General features: G+C 52.6%; 24 protein-coding genes. 8 read left to right on the top strand and 16 right to left on the bottom strand.

Going from position 1 to position 25,170, the window contains the following annotated elements:
* Positions 1-83 precede the first annotated feature (83 nt).
* The 4 genes from FDX09_RS08845 to FDX09_RS08830 form a co-directional block, all read right to left on the bottom strand.
* Positions 84-968: a LysR family transcriptional regulator gene (locus FDX09_RS08845; protein ID WP_137347070.1), complete on the bottom strand. Its 885-nt coding sequence runs from the start codon at positions 966-968 to the stop codon at positions 84-86.
* Between the two features lie 89 nt (positions 969-1,057).
* Positions 1,058-2,314, bottom strand: coding sequence for a nucleoside permease (locus FDX09_RS08840; protein WP_137347069.1), 1,257 nt, complete (start codon positions 2,312-2,314; stop codon positions 1,058-1,060).
* A 57-nt stretch (positions 2,315-2,371) separates the two neighbouring features.
* Positions 2,372-3,205, bottom strand: a complete 834-nt coding sequence (xapA, locus tag FDX09_RS08835; protein ID WP_121529371.1) for a xanthosine phosphorylase — start codon at positions 3,203-3,205, stop codon at positions 2,372-2,374.
* Positions 3,206-3,386: 181 nt separating this feature from the next.
* Positions 3,387-4,313 carry a LysR family transcriptional regulator gene (locus FDX09_RS08830; protein ID WP_069324504.1) on the bottom strand — a complete coding sequence of 309 codons (927 nt, stop codon included), beginning with the start codon at positions 4,311-4,313 and terminating at the stop codon, positions 3,387-3,389.
* Positions 4,314-4,402: 89 nt separating this feature from the next.
* Here FDX09_RS08830 and FDX09_RS08825 point away from each other — a divergent pair, with 89 nt between their 5' ends.
* Positions 4,403-5,401: a bile acid:sodium symporter family protein gene (locus FDX09_RS08825; RefSeq protein ID WP_087856973.1), complete on the top strand. Its 999-nt coding sequence runs from the start codon at positions 4,403-4,405 to the stop codon at positions 5,399-5,401.
* On the opposite strand, the gene FDX09_RS08820 is transcribed toward FDX09_RS08825, so the two are convergent.
* The 3 genes from FDX09_RS08820 to zipA form a co-directional block, all read right to left on the bottom strand.
* On the bottom strand, positions 5,398-5,616 hold the full coding sequence (locus FDX09_RS08820) for a DUF3820 family protein (RefSeq protein WP_032944144.1): 219 nt from the start codon (positions 5,614-5,616) through the stop codon (positions 5,398-5,400). The two genes, FDX09_RS08825 and FDX09_RS08820, sit on opposite strands and share 4 nt — an antisense overlap.
* Position 5,617: 1 nt before the next feature.
* Positions 5,618-7,633: an NAD-dependent DNA ligase LigA gene (ligA, locus tag FDX09_RS08815; RefSeq protein WP_137347068.1), complete on the bottom strand. Its 2,016-nt coding sequence runs from the start codon at positions 7,631-7,633 to the stop codon at positions 5,618-5,620.
* 71 nt (positions 7,634-7,704) lie between these two features.
* Positions 7,705-8,718, bottom strand: coding sequence for a cell division protein ZipA (zipA, locus tag FDX09_RS08810; RefSeq protein WP_087856974.1), 1,014 nt, complete (start codon positions 8,716-8,718; stop codon positions 7,705-7,707).
* A 230-nt stretch (positions 8,719-8,948) separates the two neighbouring features.
* Between zipA and cysZ the strand changes: the two genes are divergently transcribed.
* The 5 genes from cysZ (at position 8,949) to crr (ending at position 13,809) form a co-directional block, all read left to right on the top strand.
* Positions 8,949-9,710 carry a sulfate transporter CysZ gene (gene cysZ, locus FDX09_RS08805; protein WP_069324501.1) on the top strand — a complete coding sequence of 254 codons (762 nt, stop codon included), beginning with the start codon at positions 8,949-8,951 and terminating at the stop codon, positions 9,708-9,710.
* A 163-nt stretch (positions 9,711-9,873) separates the two neighbouring features.
* Positions 9,874-10,845 carry a cysteine synthase A gene (gene cysK / locus FDX09_RS08800; protein ID WP_038642476.1) on the top strand — a complete coding sequence of 324 codons (972 nt, stop codon included), beginning with the start codon at positions 9,874-9,876 and terminating at the stop codon, positions 10,843-10,845.
* A 383-nt stretch (positions 10,846-11,228) separates the two neighbouring features.
* Positions 11,229-11,486, top strand: a complete 258-nt coding sequence (gene ptsH, locus FDX09_RS08795; protein WP_002913505.1) for a phosphocarrier protein Hpr — start codon at positions 11,229-11,231, stop codon at positions 11,484-11,486.
* Positions 11,487-11,531: 45 nt separating this feature from the next.
* Positions 11,532-13,259 carry a phosphoenolpyruvate-protein phosphotransferase PtsI gene (gene ptsI, locus FDX09_RS08790; RefSeq protein ID WP_003038080.1) on the top strand — a complete coding sequence of 576 codons (1,728 nt, stop codon included), beginning with the start codon at positions 11,532-11,534 and terminating at the stop codon, positions 13,257-13,259.
* A 40-nt stretch (positions 13,260-13,299) separates the two neighbouring features.
* Positions 13,300-13,809, top strand: a complete 510-nt coding sequence (gene crr, locus FDX09_RS08785) for a PTS glucose transporter subunit IIA (protein WP_000522253.1) — start codon at positions 13,300-13,302, stop codon at positions 13,807-13,809.
* Between the two features lie 62 nt (positions 13,810-13,871).
* Here crr and FDX09_RS08780 read toward each other — a convergent pair whose 3' ends face one another.
* Together FDX09_RS08780 and pdxK are read right to left on the bottom strand one after the other, a co-directional pair.
* On the bottom strand, positions 13,872-14,111 hold the full coding sequence (locus tag FDX09_RS08780; RefSeq protein WP_038642483.1) for a hypothetical protein: 240 nt from the start codon (positions 14,109-14,111) through the stop codon (positions 13,872-13,874).
* Positions 14,108-14,974: a pyridoxine/pyridoxal/pyridoxamine kinase gene (gene pdxK, locus FDX09_RS08775; protein ID WP_121529374.1), complete on the bottom strand. Its 867-nt coding sequence runs from the start codon at positions 14,972-14,974 to the stop codon at positions 14,108-14,110. The genes FDX09_RS08780 and pdxK overlap by 4 nt, the downstream gene beginning before the upstream one ends.
* Before the next feature lie 82 nt (positions 14,975-15,056).
* Between pdxK and ptsJ the strand changes: the two genes are divergently transcribed.
* A complete protein-coding gene (ptsJ, locus tag FDX09_RS08770) occupies positions 15,057-16,349 on the top strand; it encodes a transcriptional regulator PtsJ (RefSeq protein WP_121529375.1) in 1,293 nt (430 codons plus the stop codon).
* A gap of 13 nt (positions 16,350-16,362) precedes the next feature.
* A complete protein-coding gene (locus FDX09_RS08765; RefSeq protein WP_137347067.1) occupies positions 16,363-17,079 on the top strand; it encodes a type 1 glutamine amidotransferase in 717 nt (238 codons plus the stop codon).
* 81 nt (positions 17,080-17,160) lie between these two features.
* Here the strand turns inward: FDX09_RS08765 and cysM are convergent, their stop codons facing one another.
* From cysM to FDX09_RS08730, 7 genes are all read right to left on the bottom strand, one after another.
* Positions 17,161-18,072, bottom strand: coding sequence for a cysteine synthase CysM (cysM, locus tag FDX09_RS08760; RefSeq protein ID WP_121529377.1), 912 nt, complete (start codon positions 18,070-18,072; stop codon positions 17,161-17,163).
* 67 nt (positions 18,073-18,139) lie between these two features.
* Complete coding sequence (gene cysA, locus FDX09_RS08755) at positions 18,140-19,237, bottom strand: sulfate/thiosulfate ABC transporter ATP-binding protein CysA (protein ID WP_085049690.1); 1,098 nt, start codon at positions 19,235-19,237, stop codon at positions 18,140-18,142.
* On the bottom strand, positions 19,227-20,102 hold the full coding sequence (gene cysW / locus FDX09_RS08750) for a sulfate/thiosulfate ABC transporter permease CysW (RefSeq protein WP_038642495.1): 876 nt from the start codon (positions 20,100-20,102) through the stop codon (positions 19,227-19,229). The genes cysA and cysW overlap by 11 nt, the downstream gene beginning before the upstream one ends.
* The gene (gene cysT / locus FDX09_RS08745) at positions 20,102-20,935 is read right to left on the bottom strand and encodes a sulfate/thiosulfate ABC transporter permease CysT (RefSeq protein ID WP_038642497.1); all 834 of its coding nucleotides are present in this window, start codon (positions 20,933-20,935) and stop codon (positions 20,102-20,104) included. Before cysT ends, cysW begins: the two co-directional genes overlap by 1 nt.
* A complete protein-coding gene (locus FDX09_RS08740) occupies positions 20,936-21,952 on the bottom strand; it encodes a sulfate ABC transporter substrate-binding protein (RefSeq protein WP_069324493.1) in 1,017 nt (338 codons plus the stop codon). It lies immediately after the preceding gene.
* Between the two features lie 157 nt (positions 21,953-22,109).
* Positions 22,110-22,901: an SDR family oxidoreductase UcpA gene (ucpA, locus tag FDX09_RS08735; protein ID WP_038642502.1), complete on the bottom strand. Its 792-nt coding sequence runs from the start codon at positions 22,899-22,901 to the stop codon at positions 22,110-22,112.
* Between the two features lie 117 nt (positions 22,902-23,018).
* Positions 23,019-25,157 carry a peptidase domain-containing ABC transporter gene (locus tag FDX09_RS08730; protein WP_087856981.1) on the bottom strand — a complete coding sequence of 713 codons (2,139 nt, stop codon included), beginning with the start codon at positions 25,155-25,157 and terminating at the stop codon, positions 23,019-23,021.
* Positions 25,158-25,170 lie beyond the last annotated feature (13 nt).

The following is a 25,170-nucleotide window of genomic DNA, read 5'->3' as shown; positions in this document are numbered from 1 at the left end:
CTGATGCGCTGCGCTTATCAGGCCTACAGACAACACCACACGCGTAGGCCGGATAAGACGTTAGTCGCCATCCGGCGCAGACATCATACCATCAACGCCGCCACCAGTTTCTCCAGCGCGGGCGATGCCTGCTGCTGGTCATACACAATATACAAATCCGCCGGAATACGTTCCTCTAACGGACGGAACACCACACCCGGCCAGCTCATTTGCGCATAACTGTCTGCAATCAACGTAATTCCAACCCCCATACTGATCATCGCCAACACCGTTTGCGGCTCCTTCAGCTCGCGAATAATCATTGGTGAAAATCCGGCGCTTTGGCAAACGCGCTGTAAAAATGCCCAGTCGGTATGAATGGACGGCATCGTGACAAAATATTCGTTCCGCAACGCTTCCAATGGTATCGCGGCAAGTTCTGCCAGGGGATGCTCTTCTGGCATTGCCACCAGGAAAGAGGATTCATGCAAACGCAGGCTGGTAAATCCAGGCGAAGGCTCAGTGGCCATCCGCCAAATTCCCGCATCCAGCTCACGTCGCTCCAGCATCGTCATCTGCATGGCAGGCATATTCTCGCGAAACAGCACCTCAACGTTAGGGTTATCTTTTAAGAAACGCCGCATCACTGGACGCATTTTTCCCCACATCGCCGTACCGATAACACCCAGCTCAATCCGCCCTGCGTCGCCGCGACCAATTTGCTCTACTCTCGCCAGCGCCTGAGTTGCACTGGATAGCAATCGGCGCGACTCTTCCATCAAAATTTTTCCGGCATGTGTTAAGGCTACACTGCGGGAATGTCGGATAAACAGCAAAGTGCCGAGTTGTTGTTCCAGCTCTTTAATATGCGTACTGAGCGGCGGTTGCGACATATTCAGGCGAGCAGCAGCGCGTCCAAAATGCAGTTCTTCTGCGACAGCAAGAAAATAACGCAGTAACTTCAGATCGATACGGTGCGTGCGTTCCATGGATAATGCGCTCCTGAGGACAAAGGATAATGCGCAAAGTTACCACATCGCAGCACAGAACATAAAACAGCGGGTAGCAGGCCCCGCCGTTAATGTGCCAGTGATTTCTGCACCCGTCGTTCAGGGTCATGTTTATATTTGAAGAACAACGCAAAGATAACCGCAAGCGCTAACGCATACGCGGCAAAGACTAACCAGATAGTCTGCCAGTCCTTAACGCCATCGACAGAGAAGTAATCTACCGCCATCCCGCTCAGGATTGAGCCAACCCAAGCGCCCACGCCATTGACCATCGTCATAAACAGCCCCTGCGCACTGGCGCGAATGTTAGAACTCACTTCCTGCTCTACAAACACCGATCCTGAAATATTGAAGAAATCAAACGCGCAACCATAGACAATCATCGACATCAGCAGCATCACAAAGCCGACCGGGGACGGATCGCCAAAGGCAAAAAAACCAAAGCGCAGCGTCCACGCCAGCATGCTCATCAGCATTACCGTTTTAATACCAAAGCGTTTGAGGAAGAACGGGATAGTCAGGATAAAGCCCACTTCCGCCATCTGTGAAACTGAAAGCAAGATAGAGGGATACTTCACCACAAAACTGTCGGCAAACTCAGGATTACGAGCAAAATCATGCAGGAACGGATTGCCAAAGACATTAGTAATTTGCAGTACCGCCCCCAACATCATCGCAAACAAAAAGAAGATTGCCATACGTGGATTTTTAAACAAGACAAAAGCATCCAGCCCAAGCTTGCTGGCAAGCGTTGTGTTCGCTTTCTTCTCGGCAACCGGAATTTTCGGCAACGTCAGCGCATACAGAGCCAGCAGCAACGATGCGCCAGAAGCGATATACAGTTGCGCACTGCTCAGTTCCAGTCCCATCAGACTCACCGTCCACATGGCCACGATAAAGCCGATAGTGCCAAACACGCGAATGGGTGGAAAAGCGGTGACCGGGTCCTGACCCGATTGCGCCAGACACGAGTAGGAAACACTGTTCGATAACGCAATCGTCGGCATATATGCCATCGCGTTAACCAACATCACCCAGAACATGGTCTGCGGATCGGTAACGGTAGTGGCATATAGCAACACACCCGCGCAGACAAGATGACAAAGCATGTAGGCGCGTTCGGCGCGTAGCCATTTATCGGCAATGATCCCCATTATGCCCGGCATGATAATCGCTGCCAGCCCTTTCGAACTGTAGACCATACCCACATTCGCGCCGGTAAAATCCAGGGTATTAATCATGTAAGAACCCAGGGTAACCAGCCAGCTCCCCCAGATGAAATATTGCAAAAACGATATGAGCTTTAAGCGAGATGCGATACCCATTTTTCCGTTCCTTGCCAAAAAAGTAAGACCCCGCAAGCGGGGTCAATTTTTAATTATTCAGGCCAGTTTGCGCAAAAAGCCGCAGATCAGATTGATAAAGTTCTGCCGGGAGAGTTCCGCTGCCGCCAGCGTCTGCGCGTGAGATAATTTCACATCGCCCAAACCTTCCGCCAGGTTAGTGATAGCTGCGACCGCAACCACTTTCAGACCGCAATGGCGGGCAGAGATAACTTCAGGCACCACCGACATCCCCACGACATCGCCACCAATGATTTGCATCATGCGAATTTCTGCCGCGGTTTCAAAGTTTGGTCCCGGATAAGAGACAAATACGCCTTCGCTCAGCGGGAAACCTTCTTCTGCGGCAACGGTTTGCAGGATTGCACGATAGTCAGCATCATAGGCATTCGCCAGCGAAAAGAATCGCTCGCCAAAACGCTCATCGTTAAGTCCCACCATCGGTGTACCTGGCATCGTATTGATGTGATCGCTAAGCGCAACCAGACTACCCGGCCCAACTTCAGGGCGGAGGGAGCCTGCGGCGTTGGTACAAAATAACAGTTCACAGCCCAGCAGCTTCAGTGTGCGAATGGCATCGGTCATCACCGTCATACCGCGCCCTTCATAGAAATGTCCACGCCCTTTCATACAGGCCACCGGAATACCTGCCAGATTTCCCAACACCAGTTCACCGGCATGACCGTGAACGGTGCTCACCGGGAACCCGGGAAGTTTCTCGTAAGAAATGGCCACCGCATCCTCAATTTGATCCGCCAACGCGCCCAGGCCTGAGCCAAGAATAAAAGCGACGCGAGGAGTGAAATCCAGCTTATAGCCACGAATAATATCGGCGCTGTACCAGGGATTTTGCGAGAAAAGAGAGTGGCTCATGAGATATCCTTAATACTGAGTAATCGAAAATAACGTCGCGTACCACACTGTTATAGCGGGACTACGCAATCGATTACCAATACCGTTTATCCCGACAAGCGATAGTAAATCGGTATCGATGAGGTACGCTAAACTGGTTTGAATTCACATTATTTTTCTGCCAGAAATGGCATGGGGCGGTTTATATCTTATACAGCGGATCGCTTGCGCGACCAGCAGTTAACTCACTGGCCTGCATGCGCACCACGTCCCACAACGCCTGAGCCGCGGTAGATAAAGAACGGTTTTTACGTCGCGCCAGCATCAATTGTCGTTCAACCACCGGCGTCAGACGCTTAACCTGTAAATGGCTACCCTGCGGTAAGGGGAGCGCCAGCGCGGGCAGTACGCTGATACCAATGCCCGCCTCTACCATAGGAAACAACGTGGCCGGGTGACCAATCTCCTGAACAATATTGGCATCAATCGAAAAGTGGGCCAGCGCCGCATCGATCAGCGGTCGACTGCCGGAAGCGTAATCCTGTAGCACCAGACGCTCATGATAGAGATCCTGCCAGTTGACCCATTCCCGCTGGGCTAACGGATGATCCTGCCGACACAGCAACAGGAAAGGTTCGGACAGTACGGCTTCACACTGCAGATCGGTCACAGCACCAGGATCAATCACAATGCCAAAATCGACTTCTCCCTGGCGAATGCTTTCCAGCACCCACTGCTGTGGCCTGTCGTGCAGCACAAAATCGATCGCAGGATAAAGCTGATTACTCTGGGCAATACACTGTGGAATCAGGTGTGCGGAGATCGTCTGGCTGGCGGCAACGCGCACCGTTCCGGTTAACTGCGTCCCCACCTGGCCTGCTTCACGCAGGGTGCTGTGCAGTTCATCCAGAATACGCTCCAGTCGCGCCGCCAACTGATGCCCGGCTTCTGTCAGTACCACTTCTCGTGTTGTTCTATCTAATAATCGGACGCCCGTCTGCCCTTCCAGCTCTTTAACGCTATGGCTGACCGCCGACTGGCTTAAGCCAATGATATCCCCCGCCCGGCTAAAACTTTTAGCCTGAGCGACGGTAACAAAGATACGGAGCTGACGCAGAGAGTAATTCATCTATTCGATTCATATATGGATGCAATAAATCAATTTTATTTCTCAAACGGAAAAACGCAAAATGTTCCTACCGAATTTCAGGAGCTTTTATGAAACTATTTCGTATTCTTGATCCGTTCACGATAACGCTAATTACCGTCGTTTTACTGGCTTCCTTTTTCCCGGCCGAGGGCGGTTTTGTCCCTTTTTTTGAAGGCTTAACCACCGCCGCCATTGCCCTGCTGTTTTTTATGCACGGGGCAAAGCTGTCGCGTGAGGCCATTATTGCCGGCGGTAGCCATTGGCGTTTGCATCTGTGGGTCATGTGCAGCACTTTCGTCGTCTTCCCGGTATTGGGTGTTCTGTTCGCATGGTGGGCACCGGTTAATGTTGACCCGATGCTGTATACCGGTTTCCTGTATCTGTGTATTTTGCCGGCCACGGTGCAGTCGGCCATCGCCTTTACATCGCTGGCGGGAGGTAACGTCGCCGCCGCCGTGTGCTCCGCTTCGGCCTCCAGCCTGCTGGGTATTTTCCTTTCACCACTGCTGGTAGGCCTGGTGATGAATATGCACGGCGCGGAAGGCAGCCTGGAGCAGGTGGGGAAAATTATGCTGCAACTGCTGCTGCCATTCGTGTTGGGACATCTTTCACGTCCATGGATTGGTAACTGGGTATCACGACATAAAAAGTGGATCGCCAAAACGGACCAATCCTCCATTTTACTGGTGGTGTACTCCGCCTTTAGCGAAGCCGTGGTTAACGGGATCTGGCACAAAGTGGGAATTGGCTCACTGCTGTTTATCTGCGTGGTCAGCATCGTTCTGCTGGCCATTGTGATTGGCATAAACGTCTTTGTTGCCCGGAAATGCGGCTTCAATAAAGCCGATGAAATCACCATTGTCTTCTGCGGTTCGAAAAAGAGCCTGGCGAATGGGATCCCAATGGCAAATATTCTGTTCCCGACTTCGGTGATTGGCATGATGGTGCTGCCTTTGATGATCTTCCATCAAATTCAGCTGATGGTCTGCGCCGTGCTGGCCCGTCGCTACAAGCAACAGACGGACGCATTGCAGGCGCAGCAGAAAAGCCGCGCCGCAAAGGCTTAAAGCGGGCGTTTCAGGGGCTGCACCAGTTGCGTCAGCCCCTCAGTTTTAATCAGCAGCGTGATTTGCATCAGCTCGCCAAGTTTACCCGCCGGGAATTCATCCTTACGGGCAAACCACAGCAGATACTCTTCCGGGACATCAATCAGCCGACGCCCCTTATATTTGCCAAAGGGCATCACGGTGTTGGCGATTTCAACCAGCTGCTCTTTTTCCATCTCAGGCACCCAGTAAGCGGATCATTTCAGCTTCATCAATCACGGTAATACCCAGTTCCTGCGCTTTTGCCAGTTTCGAACCCGCCGCTTCGCCGGCAATCACCAGATCGGTTTTCTTCGACACGCTACCGGCCACTTTTGCGCCCAGTTCGGTTAATCGTGCTTTGGCGTCATCACGCGACATCAGGCTCAGGCTTCCGGTCAGCACCACCGTTTTGCCCGCGAACGGGCTGTCGATTTCCTCAGCGTTGATAACCACCGGCGCGGGCCATTGAATGCCCTGCGCCAGTAACTGGCCTATCACCTCGCGGTTGCTCTCTTCGGCAAAGAAATTAAACACGTGCGTCGCCACCACAATGCCGACATCCGGCACTTTTTGCAGCTCTTCAACAGAGGCCGCTTCCAGCGCATCCAGAGTGCCGAAATACGCCGCCAGACCTGCGGCAGTGGCCTCGCCGACTTCACGAATGCCCAGCGCGTAGAGGAAACGGGCAAACGTCGTTTCTTTCGCTTTTTCCAGCGCATTCACCACGTTTTGCGCCGACTTTGGCCCCATCCGATCGAGTCCGGTGAGCTTGCCTGCCGTCAGGGTGAAGAGATCTGCTGGCGTATGGACATACTCTTTCTCCACCAGTTGATCGATAATTTTGTCGCCCATACCGTCAACATCGAGCGCGCGGCGGGAAACAAAGTGTTTCAACGATTCCTTACGCTGGGCGCCGCAAATCAGGCCGCCGGTACAGCGAGCGACCGCTTCGCCTTCCACACGTTCAACATCAGACCCACACACCGGACAGTGCTGTGGAAACACGATTTCACGTGTCTCTTCCGGGCGCTCGGAAAGCACCACGTTGACCACCTGCGGGATTACATCGCCCGCCCGGCGAATAACGACTTTATCGCCAATACGCAACCCCAAACGATCGATTTCATCGGCATTATGCAGAGTGGCGTTACTGACCAGAACCCCGGCAACCTGAACTGGCTCAAGGCGAGCAACGGGCGTAATCGCCCCGGTACGTCCGACCTGAAACTCAACATCGCGAACAAAGGTCATCTGCTCCTGCGCCGGAAACTTAAAGGCCACCGCCCAGCGCGGCGCGCGAGCGACAAAGCCCAGTTGCTCCTGCAACGCCATGGAGTTGACTTTAATCACCACGCCGTCAATATCGAAGCCCAACGTCGGTCGGTCTTCTTCAACCTTATGATAGTAAGCGAGTACTTCCTCCGGCGAGTCACACAGCGCTACCCTGTCGCTTACCGGCAGTCCCCACTCTTTAAATTGCAGCAGACGGCCGAGGTGAGTATCAGGCAGCGCGCCGCCTTCCAGCACACCAACGCCATAGCAGAAGAAAGTAAGCGGTCGCTTCGCCGTGATACGGGGATCAAGCTGGCGTAATGACCCGGCGGCGGCGTTGCGCGGATTAGCAAACACTTTATTGCCGGTGCGGCGGGCTTCTTCATTAATTTTTTCAAATCCAGCCTGTGGCAGGAACACTTCCCCGCGCACTTCCAGACGCGTGGGAATATTATCGCCACGCAGTTTTAACGGGATCGCGCGGATAGTGCGCACGTTAGAGGTAATATCCTCCCCCGTGGTGCCATCACCGCGCGTTGCGGCGCTGACCAGTACGCCGTTTTCATACAGGATACTGACCGCCAGGCCGTCCAGTTTCAGTTCACAGCACCAGGTCAGCTTATCGGTGCTCTTCAGTCGGTCCTGCACGCGCTTGTTGAAGGCGAGAAAACTCTCCTCATCAAACACGTTATCCAGCGACAGCATCGGCACTTCATGGCGAATCTGGCTGAACGCCGACAACGGCGCGGCGCCAACGCGTTGGGTTGGCGAGTCGGGGGTAACAAGGTCCGGATGCTGCGCTTCCAGCTCGCGCAGTTCACGCATCAGGCGATCATATTCCGCATCGGGAATTTCCGGCGCGTCCATCACATGGTAGAGATACTCATGATGGCGAAGCGTGGTTCGCAGTTCTGTCAGTTGTTGTTCGATTGATTCCATATCGCACCATCAATGATAAAAAACCCCCGACAGGCGGGGGTTTAGCAAGGAAATGTCACGCCAGAAGAAAATCAGGCGTGAGATTCTTTAACTTCGCGGATGCGGTCCTGATATTCGCGCAGTTTCTGCGGCGTCATCATACGACGTTGATCGTCGAGCACCACACCGCCAACTTCATCAGCAATGTGCTGCGCGGACTGCAGCATCAGCTTAAAGTTTTGCAGCTCGTCCCCATAGGACGGAACCTGCATAAAAATAGTCACGCCAGGCGTGCTGAAGTCGCCCGTCATCTCCGGGTCAAAGGTACCAGGATTAACCATGTTGGCAAGACTGAACAGCGACGGACCGCTGCCATCCGGGCTCAGATGACGATGGAAAATATTCATATCGCCAAATTTAAAACCGGCTTGCTGAATGCTGTTGAGCAGCACATCACCGTTGAGTTCGCTACCATGGTGAGCCGCGACGTTCATAATAATGACCGCTTCTTTACGCTGCGGTTTTTCGGCAACAGGCGCTTCTTCAACGACCGGCTCAGGCTGCGGTTGGTGTTCAACGACAGGCTCTGCTGGCTGGAAGGTCTGCGGCGCAGGCTGCGGTGCCTGCTGCACGGGTTGCTGAACCTGCGGAGCAACGGGCTGATGCTGTACCGGCTGTTGCACCGGTTGCGGCTGAACAGGCTGATGTTGCACAGGCTGCTGCGGTTGAACAGGCTGAGGCGGCTGCTGAACATGCGGCGGCGGTACCGGCGCTTGTGCAGGCTGCTGCGCGGTTTGACGCGGCTGAGCAGACGCATAAGGCGGCTGGTACTGGTGTTGCGGCGACTGAGGAGGAACACCATGTTCCTGCGCGTTACCGGGAGCATGATTCACACGATGAACGCGAACTTCGCCCACGCCTTCGTCTTCCTCGACGTTGTCGTCGAACGAATCCTCGTCTTCACGTTTAGACTTCATGCGTTTCAGTGGGCGATCGCGGAATATAGAAGACCGCTCTTTACGGCTAGTCCAAAAACCATGTACCAGTAAAGCGATTATGGCGATCGCGCCAACAATGATTAATATCAGACGCAAATCCTGCATCATTATATTCTCTGTTGTTCTAACACCTTGCCACCACGGCAAACATTTACTCACTAAGAGTATTTGTCGATTACGCCAAGTGCAAGTGCACTCTTGGCTTTCACGGCATAAAGATGAACAAAAATGTGCTTTTTGCTGTTTTTTCGAACATTTCCGAACAGCTTAACGCTCAACAACCCGGTAAGATACGCCAGGTTTACCAGAGCTTATATAACAAGGAGTATGTCCTGACCATGGTTTCATCATCTGCAGTTGTACCTCGCAGCGGCCTTTATTACTTTTCTCAGGGATGGAAGCTCATCTCCCAACCGGGCATTCGTCGTTTTGTTATTCTACCTTTACTGGTGAATATCCTGTTGATGGGCGGCGCGTTCTGGTGGTTATTTAGCCAACTCGATAGCTGGATCCCTGCGCTGATGAGCCACGTACCTGACTGGCTTCAATGGCTCAGCTATTTGCTGTGGCCGATCGTTACCATTTCCGTACTGTTAGTGTTCGGCTACCTGTTCTCCACCGTCGCCAACTGGATTGCCGCACCGTTTAACGGCTTGTTGGCGGAGCAACTTGAAGCGCGCTTAACGGGCGCAACGCCACCCGACACTGGCGTTCTCGGCATCATGAAAGACGTTCCTCGCATTATGAAACGTGAATGGCAAAAGCTGGCGTGGTATCTCCCGCGCGCCTTCGTTTTGCTGATCCTCTATTTTATTCCGGGCATTGGACAGACCGTCGCCCCGGTGCTGTGGTTCCTGTTCAGCGCGTGGATGTTGGCCATTCAGTACTGTGATTATCCGTTTGATAACCACAAGGTGCCTTTTAAGGAGATGCGCGTCGCGCTGCGCACGCGTAAGGTGACCAATATGCAGTTTGGCGCGTTGACCAGTCTGTTCACCATGATCCCGGTACTCAATCTGTTCATTATGCCGGTTGCGGTTTGTGGCGCCACGGCGATGTGGGTAGACTGCTATCGTGCTAAGCATGCGTTATGGAAGTAATGCAAAAATGTGTAAAAGCGGGCTGGCTTATGTCCGCTCTTATTCCATACTGCAAGGCATTATTTCCCATCAGCATATAGATATGCGATTTACTTACTTCCCCATACTTTCTCAACAGGTATGCTGAAGCGGTATCCCAATTTCATACAGTTAAGGACAGGCCATGAGTAAGATTTTTGAAGACAACTCGCTGACTATCGGTCATACGCCGCTGGTTCGACTGAACCGTATCGGTAACGGACGCATTCTGGCGAAGGTGGAATCACGTAACCCGAGCTTTAGCGTCAAATGCCGTATCGGTGCCAATATGATTTGGGATGCCGAAAAACGTGGGGTACTGAAACCGGGCGTTGAGCTGGTAGAACCGACCAGCGGCAATACCGGCATCGCGCTGGCCTACGTTGCCGCCGCTCGTGGTTACAAATTGACGTTAACCATGCCGGAAACCATGAGCATTGAGCGCCGCAAGCTGTTAAAAGCGCTGGGCGCGAATCTGGTGCTGACCGAAGGCGCAAAAGGGATGAAAGGCGCGATCCAAAAAGCGGAAGAAATTGTGGCCAGCGATCCGGAAAAATTCCTGCTGCTGCAGCAGTTCAGCAACCCGGCCAACCCGGAAATCCACGAAAAAACCACCGGGCCGGAAATCTGGGAAGATACCGATGGCCAGGTTGATGTCTTTATTTCCGGCGTCGGCACCGGCGGTACGCTGACTGGCGTAACCCGTTACATTAAAGGCACCAAAGGTAAAACGGATCTGATCACCGTCGCGGTAGAACCAACCGACTCCCCTGTCATCACTCAGGCCCTGGCGGGTGAAGAACTCAAACCCGGTCCGCATAAAATTCAGGGTATCGGCGCAGGCTTCATTCCAGGAAACCTTGATCTGAAGCTTATCGATAAAGTCGTTACCATCACCAATGATGAAGCTATCTCTACCGCACGTCGCCTGATGGAGGAAGAAGGTATTCTGGCGGGGATCTCTTCCGGTGCTGCGGTTGCTGCCGCGCTCAAGCTCCAGGAAGATGAAACCTTTACCAATAAGAATATAGTGGTTATTCTACCGTCATCGGGTGAGCGTTATCTGAGCACTGCACTGTTTGCCGATCTCTTCACTGAGAAAGAACTGCAACAGTAATGCCAGCATGTTAAAAACGCGTAAAAAAGCACCCTTTTGGGTGCTTTTTTGTGGCCTGCTTCAAAGTTTCAACTCTCCTGGCATTGATTCAACCCGCCGGAACTGGTATTTAACCAAGCTAATTATTTTGATGCGCGAAATTAATCGTTACAGGAAAAGCGCTAGCTGAATCGATTTTATGATTTGGTTCAACTCTTCCTTTCGCTGCATAATGTTTAATGACGAACGAAACGTCAGCGGCAAGAAGTTGCCAACAACGGATTGTACCGAACTCCTTTTGTGTCGCGTCCAGTTTACGCCGATGCTAACAATACAGGCTAAAGTTGAACCGCCAGGCTAGACTTTAGTTCCACAACACTAAACCTATAAGTTGGGGAAATATAATGTTCCAGCAAGAAGTTACCATTACCGCTCCGAACGGTCTGCATACTCGCCCTGCTGCTCAGTTTGTTAAAGAAGCAAAAGGTTTTACTTCTGAAATTACTGTGACTTCCAACGGCAAAAGCGCTAGCGCCAAAAGCCTGTTTAAACTGCAGACTCTGGGCCTGACTCAGGGTACCGTTGTCACCCTGTCCGCAGAAGGTGAAGACGAGCAGAAAGCAGTTGAGCATCTGGTAAAACTGATGGCTGAACTCGAGTAAGTTCAACGAGTTCTTTTAAATATCAGTCACAAGTAAGGTAGGGTTATGATTTCAGGCATTTTAGCATCCCCGGGTATCGCTTTCGGCAAAGCATTGCTGCTGAAAGAAGACGAAATCGTCATTGACCGGAAAAAAATTTCTGCCGACAAGGTTGATCAGGAAGTTGAACGTTTTCTGAGCGGTCGTGCCAAGGCATCTGCGCAACTGGAAGCGATCAAAACCAAAGCTGGTGAAACGTTCGGTGAAGAAAAAGAAGCCATCTTTGAAGGGCATATTATGCTGCTCGAAGATGAGGAGCTGGAGCAGGAAATCATAGCCCTGATTAAAGATAAGCACATGACGGCTGATGCAGCTGCGCATGAAGTTATCGAAGGTCAGGCCACAGCCCTTGAAGAGCTGGATGATGAATACCTGAAAGAACGTGCGGCTGACGTACGTGACATCGGTAAACGCCTGCTGCGTAACATTCTGGGTCTGGCGATCATCGACCTGAGCGCGATTCAGGAAGAAGTTATCCTGGTTGCCGCAGACCTGACCCCGTCAGAAACCGCACAGCTGAACCTGAACAAGGTGCTGGGTTTCATCACTGACGCGGGTGGACGTACTTCCCACACCTCCATCATGGCGCGCTCTCTGGAACTGCCTGCCATCGTCGGTACGGGTAGCGTCACCTCTCAGGTGAAAAACGACGATTATCTGATTCTGGATGCCGTAAATAACCAGGTTTACGTCAATCCGACCAACGACGTTATCGAGCAACTGCGTGCCGTTCAGGAGCAGGTAGCGACCGAGAAAGCGGAACTCGCAAAACTGAAAGATCTGCCGGCGATCACGCTGGACGGACATCAGGTTGAAGTTTGCGCCAACATCGGTACCGTGCGTGACGTTGAAGGCGCTGAGCGTAACGGCGCTGAAGGTGTTGGTCTGTACCGCACCGAATTCCTGTTCATGGACCGTGAATCGCTGCCGACTGAAGAAGAACAGTTCGCTGCGTATAAAGCCGTGGCTGAAGCCTGTGGCTCTCAGGCGGTCATCGTCCGTACCATGGACATCGGCGGCGATAAAGAGCTGCCGTACATGAACTTCCCGAAAGAAGAGAACCCGTTCCTGGGCTGGCGCGCCGTACGTATCGCCATGGATCGTAAAGAGATCCTGCGTGACCAGGTTCGCGCTATCCTGCGTGCCTCTGCTTTCGGTAAACTGCGCATCATGTTCCCGATGATCATCTCTGTTGAAGAAGTGCGTGCACTGCGCAAAGAGATCGAAATCTACAAACAGGAACTGCGCGACGAAGGTAAAGCTTTTGACGAAAGCATTGAGATTGGCGTGATGGTGGAAACACCGGCTGCGGCAACAATTGCGCGTCATTTAGCCAAAGAAGTTGATTTCTTTAGTATCGGCACCAATGATTTAACGCAGTACACCCTGGCAGTTGACCGTGGTAATGATATGATTTCACACCTTTACCAACCGATGTCGCCATCTGTGCTGACGCTGATCAAGCAAGTTATTGATGCTTCTCATGCTGAAGGCAAATGGACTGGCATGTGTGGTGAGCTTGCAGGCGACGAACGTGCTACACTTCTGTTGCTGGGGATGGGTCTGGACGAATTCTCTATGAGCGCCATTTCTATCCCGCGCATTAAGAAGATTATCCGTAACACGAACTTCGAAGATGCGAAGGTGTTAGCAGAGCAGGCTCTTGCTCAACCGACAACGGACGAGTTAATGACGCTGGTTAACAAGTTCATTGAAGAAAAAACAATCTGCTAATCCACGAGATGCGGCCCAATTTACTGCTTAGGAGAAGATCATGGGTTTGTTCGATAAACTGAAATCTCTGGTTTCTGATGATAAGAAAGACACCGGAACTATTGAGATTGTTGCTCCGCTCTCTGGCGAGATCGTCAACATCGAAGACGTGCCGGATGTAGTTTTTGCTGAAAAAATCGTTGGTGATGGCATCGCTATCAAACCAACCGGTAATAAAATGGTCGCCCCTGTTGATGGCACCATCGGCAAAATCTTTGAAACCAACCACGCTTTCTCTATCGAATCCGACAGCGGCATTGAGCTGTTTGTTCACTTCGGTATTGATACCGTTGAACTGAAAGGCGAAGGCTTCAAGCGTATCGCTGAAGAAGGTCAGCGCGTTAAAGTGGGCGACCCGGTTATTGAATTCGATCTGCCGCTGCTGGAAGAAAAAGCCAAGTCGACCCTGACTCCGGTTGTTATCTCCAACATGGACGAAATCAAAGAGCTGATCAAACTGTCCGGTAGCGTGACCGTGGGTGAAACTCCGGTTATCCGCATCAAGAAGTAATTCTTGCCGCAGAGAAGAATGGCGCCAGATGGCGCCATTTTTTTATCTAACGGATGGCGGCGTTAAATTTGTGAGGTCATCGGCCGGTAACACGCCTCGCGCATCAGGATTTTCATCCCTTCCGGTCCGCTTTCCAGCATCCGCCTTTCGGAATCAGACACCAGCAGTTCACAATCATACCCACCCGCAATCCCAAACATCGCCCGCGCTACACAAATGTCTTCCAGCGCCTCTGTGCCGCTGGTATCAAAATGCCCGACTAAACGTCCATGCTGACGAACCACCAGCCGATAACTTTTCATCTCGCCTCCCCTGCCGGTGGCAGAATTAATTCATCACAACCGCACTGATGCGTCCAGCTCATGACGTCCAGCACGCGCTGCGCGGCATCGTATGCCGCCGTAGTCAGCGCTTTCCCCAGCACAATGCCGCTCACCAGTTCAGCACAGAACAGATCGCCGGTGCCTTTTAAATCCGTCTTCACCCGCGGGTGAGCGAACACCTCAACCGTTTCAGCCGTCACTACCGCCACATTAATATTCTCTTCGCTATCGCCCGGCGCGCTGGTGATCACCACCCATTTCAGCGTGTCGCTAAGCAGAGATTTAGCCGCTGCGATTGCTTCATCAAGCGTACGACACGGCTTTCCGCTCAGCATTTGCAGCTCGAATACGTTCGGCGTCAGCCCCTGCGCCAGCGGCAGCAGATGCTGACGATAAGCCTCCGGGATTTCTGCTTTAACATACATACCGCTATCCGTATCGCCAATCACGGGGTCAACCAAAATGCACAGGTCCGGATGCGAGGCCCGAACGGTTTCCAGCCACTGTGCCAGCAAGGCGATTTGCTCCGCGCTGCCCATGTACCCTGTCGTCACCGCCTTTAGCTCGCGTAAGGCATCACGTTCGCTTAAGGCGCGGAGATAGCCGCTAAACCAGTCGGGCGGAATAACGCCGCCGTAAAAGGTTTCATAATGCGGGGTGTTACTGAACAGTACCGTGGGTACTGCCGTCACGCGTAATCCCTGCGCTTTAATGGCCGGCACAGCGATGCTGTTGCCTACGCTGCCATATACCACCTGTGACTGGACGGCGACGATATCGGTCTGTAATGCCCGATGTTTGTCGTCGAAGAGCACTGACTGAATATCACTCTCCTGCTCCATTAATTTCTCCTCTCGCTGGACAGCGCGCTTACGCCTCACTATTATCGTCATATGCTAAAATTCATTTTGTCATAGGTCAATAATGATCGACGGAAAAACCGCTAACGAAATTTTTGACAGTATCCGTCAACATGTCGCTACAGGCACGCTGGTAGCGGGAGAAACGTTGCCGCCAGTGCGGGAACTGGCAACAGAATTAAACGTGAACCGCAATACTGTCGCGGCGGCTTACAAACGCCTGGTTACCTCCGGGTTGGCACAGAGTCTGGGACGCAACGGCACCGTGATTAAGGGGATTACTGCCCCCGTTGCGCTGGAAGGAGGGAACCCAGATACCCCACTAATCGATCTTTCCGGCGGTAACCCAGCCCCCTCACGGCTTCCTGACCTGAGTAGTTATTTCGCGAAGATAAATAAGAATCCGCGCTTGTACGGCGATGCCGCTGTATCACCTGGACTTAAGGTATGGGCATCACAATGGATGCAAAATGCCATGCCCGGCGAAGGTGAAATTGATATCACCAGCGGCGCCATTGACGCTATCGAGCGGCTGCTCTGCGCCCATTTGCTGCCCGGCGATAGCGTGGTTGTAGAAGACCCGTGCTTTTTAAGCAGCATCAACATGCTGCGTTATGCCGGATTCTCCGCCAGTCCAGTTAACGTCGACAGTGAAGGCATGCAACCCGCCATGCTGGAATGCGCATTACAGAAAGGCGCGCGGGCGGTGATTCTGACCCCGCGCGCGCATAACCCGACAGGATGCAGTCTGAGCGCATCCCGCGCGGCGCAATTGCAGGAAATCCTGGCCCGCTATCCGCAGACGCTGGTGATTGTCGACGACCACTTTGCGCTGCTGTCCGCTTGCCGCTGGTATCCGGTGATTGCGCAGAAAACCACGCACTGGGCGATTGTCCGTTCGATGTCGAAAACTTTAGGCCCGGATTTACGCCTGGCTATCGTCGCCAGCGATCCCGTCACTTCCGGGAAACTGCGTTTACGGCTCAACTCCGGCAGTCAGTGGGTCAGCCATCTGCTGCAGGATTTAGCCTGCGCCTGCCTGAGTGACGAGACATATCAACACACGCTGGCGCAAACGCAGCAGTTTTACGCCGTCCAGCAGCAAAAGCTAAATTCAGCTCTGCGCCAATATGGTATTGAACTGCCCGTCGGGGACGGTCTGAATCTGTGGTTACCGCTGGCAGATCACAGTCAGGCGATCGCTTTTGCGCTGGCAAAGTCCGGCTGGCTGGTACGCGAAGGCGAAGTGTTCGGCGTCAATACGCCTGCACATGGTTTACGCATTACGCTGTCAACATTAGAAGACAGCGACATTGATAAGCTGGCGGCTGATATTCATCAGGCGCTCAAGCGCTAACAGGAGAGAAAAAGTGCGAGTTCATTTTGTTATTCATGAGTCTTTTGAATCTGCTGGCGCGTACCTGCCGTGGGCCGAATCGCGCGGCTATACCATCACCTGGTCACGCGTATACGCTGGAGAAACGGTTCCCGCCAATGCCGATGGTTTCGATATGCTCGTCGTCTTTGGCGGCCCGCAGTCGCCCCGCACCACGCAGGCAGAGTGCCCATACTTTGACGCTCAGGCCGAGCAGCATCTGATCAACCAGGCGATTACGGCACGAAAAATCGTGGTGGGGATCTGTTTGGGTTCGCAGTTAATTGGCGAAGCGCTGGGCGCGAAGGTGTGTCAAAGCCCGGAAAAAGAGATTGGCCACTATCCAATCACCCTTACCGAATCAGGCCCACAGCACCCGTTATTCAGCCATTTCGGCTCACCGCTTATCGTCGGTCACTGGCACAACGACATGCCTGGGTTAACCGACCAGGCGATAATTCTGGCCGCAAGCGAGGGCTGCCCGCGACAAATCGTGCAATACGGTAATTTCGTCTATGGTTTCCAGTGCCATATGGAGTTCACAGCTGACGCGATTGAAGGATTAATTCAGCACTCAGAGCAAGAGCTGGCCGAAGCTGAAGGGAAACGCTTCATCCGCCCGGTTGAAGAGATGCGCGCCTGGGACTACCAGCAGATGAATGAGAAGCTGTGGCAATTCCTGGATAAGCTGGTGCAAAAACGTAACGAGTAATCATCCCTGGCCGGATAAAACATTATCCGGCCATCGTGCCAGGCAGTTACCTGATGGCGCTACGCTTATCAGGCCAACAAGTTATATCCCCAGCCCCTGATTAAAGTGCTCTTCACCAAAGACGCCGGTCGAAAGGTAGCGATCGCCGCGATCGCAGATGATCGCCACTACCACCGCGCCGGGCGTGGCACGTGCGACGCGTAACGCGCCCGCGACCGCGCCGCCAGAACTGACGCCGCAGAAAATCCCTTCACGAACGGCCAGTTCACGCATGGTGTTTTCGGCATCATTCTGATGAATATCCAGCACCTCATCCACCAGCGAGGCGTTAAAAATACCCGGCATATATTCCGCTGGCCAGCGGCGAATTCCCGGAATACTGCTGCCCTCTTCCGGCTGCAGGCCAACGATAGTGACCGCTTTTTCCTGCTCACGCAGAAAACGCGACACGCCGGTAATGGTACCGGTCGTCCCCATACTGGAGACAAAATGCGTGATGCGACCTGACGTCTGCTGCCAGATTTCGGGTCCGGTGGTGGTGTAGTGCGCATACGGGTTATCGGGATTATTAAACTGATCGAGCAGTTTACCTTCTCCGCGCTCAGACATAGCGAGGGCTAAATCGCGCGCTCCCTCCATCCCCTGCTCTTTAGTGACCAGAATCAGCTCCGCGCCATAGGCACGCATTGCCGCCCGGCGTTCCTGGCTCATGTTGTCCGGCATCAGCAGCTTCATGCGGTAGCCCTTCAGCGCGGCGATCATCGCCAGCGCGATGCCAGTATTGCCGCTGGTGGCCTCAATCAATATGTCACCCGGCTTAATTTCCCCACGCTTTTCCGCTTCAACAATCATCGACAGCGCCGCCCGGTCTTTCACCGAACCCGCAGGATTATTCCCTTCCAGCTTGACCCAAATTTCGCTGCCGTTATCCGGCGCCAGGCGTTGTAATTTCACCAGAGGCGTATTGCCAATTGTTTGTTCTAATGTGTTCACGTTTTCAGCTCGTAAAAAAGCCCGGTAAGCGTAGCGCCACCGGGCGATAACTATGCAAATTAACCTATCAGGCTGATTGCGCCAGGGCAAGTTCCTCTTCACGCGTTTCAATACGCTGGTCGCCGTTATACAAACGTGCATTTTGCAGTCCAACAAACAGCCGTTCACCGCGGTTCGGGGAATCATCGCCCTGCATGATGACCGTCAGCGGTTCGTTGTACCACCCGAGGGGTTGTACAACTAATTGGGTGTAGTGCCCTTTCGGACTGGCTTCCAGCACCTGAACCGGCAGCGGCGAATCCAGGCTGGTACGGCGGCTCACATCCACTTCCCATGGACGCAGGAACAGATCGACCGGTCCCTGATAGCCAGGCGTATAGCCCAACGGCCAACGGTGTGCGCCCACGTGGAATTGCCCACCGCGAATCGTCCCCTGCAGGCGGTTAACCTCGCCCATAAACTCCAACACAAAACGGGTAGCCGGTTCACGCCAGACCTGATCCGGCGCGTCGGCCTGTTCGATATGACCCTGGCTCATCACCACCACCCGGTCTGCAACTTCCGTCGCTTCTTCCTGATCGTGGGTAACAAACACGCTGGTAAACTTCAGCTCCTCATGCAGTTGACGTAGCCAACGGCGCAGTTCTTTACGCACCTGAGCATCGAGCGCGCCAAACGGCTCGTCGAGTAGCAGGATCTGCGGTTCTACCGCCAGGGCACGCGCTAATGCCACACGCTGCTTTTGCCCACCGGAAAGCTGTGCCGGGAAACGATCCGCCAGATGCGCCAATTGCACCATCTCCAGCAGTTTGGTCACTTTGGCTTTGATCGCCGCCGCATTCGGACGCTCACGCCGTGGCAGAACTGTCAGACCAAAGGCGATATTGTCGAATACCGTCATATGACGAAATAGCGCATAGTGCTGGAACACAAACCCCACTTTGCGATCGCGCGCATGCAGACGGCTGACGTCGGTGCCGTGAAAACGAATATGCCCGCTGGACTGATGCTCCAGCCCGGCAATGATACGCAGCAGCGTAGTTTTGCCCGAACCGGATGGCCCCAGCAGAGCAACCATTTGACCTGAAGGAATATCCAGCGAGATATCGTTCAGCACCTGGGTGCGACCAAAAGACTTCTTAATATTGGCAATCTCAATGCTCATGATTTTCCTCCTGCTGCGCGCGTTTCTCCTGGTTCTCCAGACGCCATTGCAACATGCTCTTCAAAAACAGGGTAATAATCGCCATCAGCGTCAACAGCGCGGCGGCGGTAAAGGAGCCAACGGCGTTATAGTCCTGCTCCAGTAATTCAATCTGTAGTGGTAAAGATAAGGTTTCGCCGCGAATCGAGCCGGAAACCACCGACACCGCGCCGAATTCGCCTATCGCACGGGCATTAGTCAGCACTACGCCATACAGCAACGCCCAACGGATATTCGGCAGCGTGACGCGGCGGAACATCTGCCAGCCGGAGGCACCAAGCAAAATCGCCGCTTCGTCTTCATTGCTGCCCTGACTTAGCATCACCGGCACCAGTTCGCGCACCACAAACGGACAGGTCACGAACACCGTCACCAGCACCATCCCCGGCCAGGAGAACATAATTTGCAGGTTGTGCTCATCCAGCCAACCACCCAGCGGGCCGTTAGAACCGTAAAACAACAGATAGATCAGACCAGCGACCACTGGCGAGACGGCAAAGGGAATATCCAGCAGCGTCAGCAACAGCTGGCGTCCAGGGAAGTTGAAGCGAGTCACCAGCCAGGCCAGCAATACGCCGAACACCAGATTCACCGGCACCGCAATCAGCGCAATTAGCACCGTCAGCCAAATGGCATGCAGCATATCCGGGTCAGCCAGGTTCTGTAGCACCGGCATTAATCCCTTGCTGAACGCCTGCACGAAGATATAAATCATCGGCACCAGCAAAATAAAGGCCGATACCAACATGCCCGTGCCGATCAGAAACCATTTACCCCAGTTAATGCGGGGTGCGTCATAGCGTTTCAATTGGGTAATGTCTGCCATTAGTGACCTACCACGCGTCGACCAAAGCGACTTTGCAGGGTGTTAATTGAAAACAGTAGCAGCAACGACGCCCCGAGGATCACAGAAGCAATCGCGCTGGCAGCCGGGTAGTCAAACTCCTGCAAACGAACAAAAATCATCAGCGAGGTCACTTCTGTTTTCCATGCGATGTTCCCGGCGATAAAAATAACCGCGCCAAACTCACCGAGGCTTCGGGTAAACGAGAGCGCTACGCCCGCCACCAGCGCAGGAGACAGCTCTGGCAACACCACTTTACGAAAACTCTGCCAGCGCGTGGCGCCAAGCGTTTCCGCCGCTTCTTCATACTCCGGGCCTAACTCTTCCAGCACCGGCTGTACGGTGCGCACGACAAACGGAATGCTGGTAAAGGCCATCGCTACCGCGATGCCCAGCCAAGTGTAGGTCACCTTAATATCCAGCTTTGCCAGCCATTCGCCGTAGAAGCCATTGACTGAAAACAGCGACGCCAGCGTCAGGCCAGCTACCGCCGTAGGCAGCGCAAATGGCAGATCCATCAGCGCATCCAACAGCGTACGGCCCGGAAAGCGATAGCGGGTTAAGATCCACGCCATCAGCAGACCGAACACACCGTTAAAAATCGATGCCACAAACGCCGACAGCAGCGTCACTTTATAAGCCGCTACCACCTGCGGATTGGTAATCACTTCCCAATACTGCGCCCAGCTCATTTGCGCCAGTTGCATGACCAGCGCGCTAAGCGGCAGCAGCAATATCAGGCAAACGAACAGTAAGCTGGTGCCCAGGCTTAAGGTAAAGCCGGGCAGAACGCGTCGGGAGGAAACAGCAAACATTTACTTACGCCCCGCCGCCAACAGTTTGTCCAGCTCGCCGCCGCTGACAAAGTGCGTTTTCATCACCTCAGGCCACGTGCCAAACTTGTCTTCCACGCGGAACAGTTCGGTTTGCGGGAATTTATCTTTCAGCTTGTCCATCACCTGCGGGTTGTTCACGCGGTAGTAGAAATCGGTAATGATGGTTTGCGCCTGTGGGCTGTACAGCCAGTTCAGGTACGCTTTCGCCGCTTTTTCAGTACCGTTGGCCTGCACATTTTTATCGACCCAGGCTACCGGGAATTCCGCCAGAATGTTGACCTTCGGCACCACGACTTCGAAGCCCTGATCTTCATACTGTTTACGGATGTTGTTCACTTCTGATTCAAATGTGATCAGCACATCACCCAGACCGCGTTCAACAAAGGTGGTCGTTGCACCGCGACCGCCGGTATCAAACACTTCGACATTTTTCAGGAACTGGGTCATAAATTGTTCGGTTTTGGCTTTATCGCCGCCGTCAGCTTTGTCCGCCGCGCCCCATGCCGCTAAATAGGTGTAACGCGCATTTCCGGAGGTTTTCGGGTTCGGGAAAATCAGCTTCACGTCCGGGCGAACCAGATCGTTCCATTCGTGGATATTCTTCGGGTTACCCTTACGCACTAAAAACGCCATGGTGGAATAGAATGGCGAGCTGTTATTCGGCAGGCGGCTTTGCCAATCGGCAGAGATCAGTTTGCCTTTATCGTGCAGGATCTGCACATCGGTGACCTGGTTATAGGTCACAACGTCAGCTTTCAGTCCCTGCAAAATCGCCAGCGCCTGTTTTGATGACCCGGCATGAGATTGTTTAATCGTCAGTTTATCGCCACCGTTATCTTTCGCCCATTGCTGTTCAAACGACGGGTTAAGGGCGGCAAACAGCTCGCGGGAGACATCGTATGAACTGTTCAGCAGTTCCGTTGCCTGCGCCTGCCCCACCAGCAACAGCATTGCTGCCAGCGTCAGGGTTCTTTTTTTCAGTAAGTTAACGGCCATTGCGCACCCTTATAAATTTAATGACTTTCTTATGGTCATCATATTTATAACCAGTGCTAAAGGAGTAACGGTTTTATATACCGTTTGATGATTTGAAAGTTGAAAAGAGAATAAGGGGTACCTCCTCCCCATCGCGCGGGGAGGAGACCGGCATCAATCAGACGCCAACGCTTACGCTTTCAGGCAAAGTGCTGCCGCCATCAATGACGTTTTGCGTGCCAGTTAAATAACTGGACTCATCCGAGGCGAGAAACGCGGCCAGTTCGCCGACTTCAAGCGGGCAGGCCAGACGACGCATTGGAATCGCTTTCGCCATTTCAGTTAATACAGATTCCGGATCGTCCGGATTGGACTGACGCGCAATATTTTCCGCCATCGGCGTACGAACATAGCCAGGGCAAATGGCGTTCACGCGAATGCCGGACTGCGCATATTCCACCGCCAGCGATTTGGTTAAGCCGATAATCGCCGCTTTTGACATTGCGTAGGCCGTTTCGCCCGGATCGGCCACCATATCGCCAGTGACTGAGGACATCATCACGATGCGCCCGTCTTTGCGATCAATCATCTCCGGCAGTACGGCTTTCGTTACGTTCCAGACGCCTTTGATATTGATATCAATATGGAAGTCGCGATCGTCATCGCTCATCTCAAGGAAGTTACCGAGGCGACATACGCCGGCGTTGTTGACCAGAATATCGATTTTGCCTTCAACCTTCTTCGCGCGTTTCACCGCTTCCGTAACTGAAGCAAAATCTCTGACATCCGCGTGAACCGCCGTGCAGCGGTGACCGCGTCCAGCCAGCTCATCCGCCAGTTTTTCAATCTCATCGGAGATATCCAGCAGGATTAAGTTCGCGCCATGGCGGGCAAACGTTCTGGCGATCCCTTCGCCAATACCCTGAGATGCGCCCGTAATCAATGCTGTTTTGCCCGTGAGTTTTCCCATTTCAATATTCTCCTTTTGAATATGAAGCCTTCGCTTCATTCACGCAGAAGATACAGCAATAACAAATCGGTGCTGCGAAACGGCTCACTAATCAGTCCGGTCAATGAAAAAATATCGTCAACGCGCTTGTTTTTCGTTCGCTGACGCAACCGTTATGCGAACAGGCGGCTTTGTCTGATCAACTTTTGCTGGCCCTAATAGTTTATCCGGCGTGCAGTCACGAATGATTTTGCCCCCTTTCATGACCAGCACACGATCGAAATACTTCAGCAAATAACGACGGTGCGTCACCATGATCAGTGTCTTACCGCTGATAAAGTGATCGAGATGATCGAAGATTCGCTGTTCGGTCATTTCATCCATATTCGAGGTTGGCTCATCCCATAAGTAAATCTGAGCATCGCTACTCAAACTACGCGCTAATAACAGCTGCTGGTTTTGCCCTGAGGATAAGTTACGCGCCATAAACATCACTGGGTAACGCAGCCCCATGGGATGCTGGAGCACAAAGGTACAGTTCGCCAGATTAAGCGCCTCGATCACCTTCTTGCGGTTGTCGCAATCTTTAAGGGCAAAGTTACTTTCAATGCTGCCGGTAAACAACGTGTCGTTATTGGTCACCATACTGATAAAGCGGCTGAAAAAGTTCTGCGCCAGATGTCGGGTATTGTAGCCATCGTACATAATACTGCCCTCAGTCGGTGGACAGTAGCCAGAGAGCAGGGAAACCAGCGAGCTTTTCCCGGAACCACATTCGCCAATAATTGCCACCCGCTGCCCATGAGGAATATCCAGCGTCAGCGTATCCAGCGCTTTTGGTAATTGCGGATCGTACTGATAGCTCAGAGCGCGTAGAGAGATATCACCGCGCACGTTAACAATCGATTGCAGCAATTTTTGCTCATGTTCCTGCCCTGCCGGCATAAACATTTTCATTAAATCCGTAATGGTTTTATTGGTCGTAAAAATAGTAGAGAGCGTTGATGATAACCCCGAGATGATCCCCGACATCCGCCCGGAGACAATAACGGAAGAGACAATCGCCCCCGTGGTGATTTCACCTTTGATGACCAGGAAAAAAGCGAAAACCATCAGCAGGATCTGGTTCAGGTTCGACATCGCGCTAAGCGCAGACTGATAATAGACCCCAGCCTTACGCAACTTTAAGCTAAGCCATGACTGATTGTTACTGCTATTAACCCAATCAAGCATCAGGTTTTTGTTGTTTAAGGTATGGATGGTACGTAGGGAATAGAGCAATTCAGTAATGAAAACGTTACGGTTTGACTGGCTCTCCTTCATTTTATCCATCAGCACTTCCGTATACTTGAAGTATCCCCACGCCAACAGTAGCGACACCACCATCATCATCACGGGCACTAACACCAGGGCACCGAGATTAATGTAAATAATCACACAAAAAATAATAAATACCGGAATATCCGACACGCGCTGGAAAACGGAATTTAACAGCACGGGCTTTATTTTTTGAAATTCTGTCCACAGAACAAACACGGAGGACATAGAGCTGCTTTTGGTGGTGTTGTAGATCAATGCCTCCACAAAAGAGACATCAATATTGACATCCTCCTGGCGCGAGACAATCGACTGATAGATATCTTTCGAGGATCGCAGTAAAAATTCAAAGACGATAAATACCAGTACGATACCCACCACCCCAAACAGAGAGGCGGTCGATGACCCCGGTACAAGCTTATCGTAGTAAATGTTACTGAAAACAGGGATAGTCAGGGCAAACAAGGCCATAAACAGCGAGGTAAAAAAATACTTACTGTAAAAAACTTTATTATTTTGCAGTCCGGATTTTAATATCGAGCTTATTTTTATCGATTCAGTCATCCCGCTTAAAGGCTGGATCAGAAAGACCGAAATCGTCTGGATGTTTTCTCTGGCGCACGCAACGACACCCAACTCGTTGTTACGCTTGACCAGCTGTAGCCCCCCTTCCTGGCACCCGACACACACCATCCATTGCATGTCGGAGGTTAATATAATCAGCGGCATATTTTCATTCAGCAAATCGTCGGGGCGCGAGAATTTCACCTCGTGGATCATCAGACCTAATGATAGAAAATAGTTTTTAATCTGCGCTTCATGGTTCGGATCGTTTTTATCATATTGCGACAGCGTGACCGGTATTTTCGCTTCATCTATTTCGATACGTGAGTCGTGGTTTTTGGCGATGTATTGCATAACGCCAGCCAGGCCTAAATCATATAGCGTAAAATCATTCATAGAATTTGCACTC

The organism is Citrobacter sp. wls717, from assembly GCF_005280955.1.
GTDB lineage: Bacteria > Pseudomonadota > Gammaproteobacteria > Enterobacterales > Enterobacteriaceae > Citrobacter > Citrobacter werkmanii.
Note: the sequence above shows the minus strand (reverse complement) of the source record. Positions and strands in the feature narration are given on the sequence as shown.